General features: G+C 44.2%; 1 protein-coding gene and 1 pseudogene. Both read right to left on the reverse strand.

Annotated elements, in window-relative coordinates; translation table 11 throughout:
• A pseudogene (locus tag E4T82_RS11855) lies at positions 1 to 251 on the reverse strand (hypothetical protein); the annotation flags it as partial.
• 23 nt (positions 252 to 274) lie between these two features.
• Positions 275 to 2095 (reverse strand): phage tail tip lysozyme (locus E4T82_RS11860; protein WP_135182969.1); only part of this gene is annotated, 1821 nt, incomplete at its 5' end.

Below are 2095 nucleotides of genomic sequence, written 5' to 3' on the forward strand. Positions count from 1 at the left end.
GGTTTGTAGCGCTTGCGATTTTCTCCCAAGTCCTTCCTAGTATAATAGGCAATCAAGAAGTCTTCGACTTCTTTTCGCTTGAGTTCATGAGCTGCTGCCTCTTTCTTCTTGACCGTTTGGCTTATTGGAGTTTCCTTTTTATTCATTTTTGATTGGACAGAAGCTGTTCCATAGCCTAGTGAGAAGACGAGAGCAGCCAAAAGTATGGCCACGCCTATCTTCAATCCTTTCACTAATCGTTCATTATACATGATCTCTCCTTAATTTCCTTTCTTTATTTTGGTGTCATGAAATAGATGCCTGCTTGAGGTCGTAATACCCGCCATGAAAGCTCATAGGTTGTCCCCATTCCATTCATCTCACTCACGAGAAATGATCCGTCGCTATTAACATATTCACAAAAAGCAACGTGACCGTAGACAACATGGCTTCCTTGAACACCTGCGCTGAATACCACTGCAGAGCCTACTTTTGGCTCCGTTGTCACTTCATACCCCTGAAGTTGGCCAGAAGTTGACCAATTGGTCGCATTTCCTAGATAGGGGTAAATATGCTTGCCAATTTGGTAGAAGCGATTATACACGTACCAGGTACAATTGCCTAAAGCATAGGCATTTCCTGGATAGCCTTGACCTTGTGTGACCGCTTGATCACTCGGTAAACCGTAAGGGAGCTTATCCTTGTATGCAGCTGGAACCGTCTTACTAGATACTCCTGTACTCGTGTTTGTTCCACCCCTCAAATAGGCTTCCCATTGTCTGGCGGACTGTCTTCTAGCTTCTAGTTTGTTTCCTGGGTTGCCTTCCCATTTCACAAGAAAGGCAAGGGTCAAATCATCTGTAGAAGCATCACTCGTTAAGATGTTCCGAACAACCGCTTTGTGGTAGGCTGTATCCCCATGAAGCATGAAATCCAGCTGTAATTCTAAGTCATACCATTTCTTGGTTTTTGTTTTGGCATAATCAAGCAACATAGTATGTCTGACAGAGCCATCGCCTGTATCTGTCCATTGACCAAGACCTAATCCACGGTGAATGATATTGGGATACTGGCCATTGTAGATAGTCGGTCCATTCATGGATAACCAAACAGGGTCGTCCCACGAGGTACTACTAGCGCCAATCGGAGGATTCAGATAGTCCCCTTCTGCCCGCTTCGGATTGATACTACTTTCCACATCAAAGTTCCCCAAAATGGATGCTAAGCCCTTGATAGACAGGTTCTTTCCTTCTTTCTGAAGTTCTTTACTCAAGTAATTCCTGATAAAATGGACTTTCTTTGCCTTGTCACTATCGACATTGATGGACTTGAGGTAGGTTTCTTCCACATACTTGACCGATTTGAAATAGAAGCCTGGGTTGACATAAAACCAGTCCTCTCGTGGTTCAGGATTCCAGTTCGTAAGAGTGGACTTAGGCGTATAGCTCAACTTCTTCTGATACGCAATGGTTTGGCCTCCTGCCCCATTGGTCTTCCCAATCTGACTGCCAGTCTCCACCTCTTGCCCGTCCTTCACCCTGATTTCAGAGACATCGTAAAAGGTAAATTTAGCGTCAGGTGTTTCAACCGTGACTGTGTTATCTTTGACTGTCACTTTTCCAGATAAGGGAGCGTATAGAGGATGGTGACCTTTGATGTCAAGGGTCGTGGTATCTGAGCGCTTGTCTTTTTGGACATAGCCAAATCGCTTCTTAATCGTAAGCGGTTCCTCTGCTTCCGATTGATCATCAGAATAAAAGGGATTTTCGAGTTCTAAGATACTCGCAAATTTGCCAATCTCCTTTGACTGCTCCATCAGCTCCTCAAACTCTTCTTGTTCGTCCTTGGAGAGACTGAACGTGGTTGTCTTTTTTGTGTAAAGGTCTTTGATGGTCTTTAAAGCGGTAGGCTCACTGTTTAATCCCTTCCACAAATCCTCAACATAGGTACGACCTGCGTGTTGATCCATGAAGTGATAATTGGCATCTAACCTTGGATCTTCATGAATCGCTTCATAGTGAAAGTGAAGGTAAAGGAGCGGGTCTTCCCAATTTGTATAATACTCGACTGTATCACTGGACTTCTTGCGGTCTAGCTGGGTCATATAGAGATAGGT

Source organism: Streptococcus cuniculi, from assembly GCF_004570575.1.
GTDB lineage: Bacteria > Bacillota > Bacilli > Lactobacillales > Streptococcaceae > Streptococcus > Streptococcus cuniculi_A.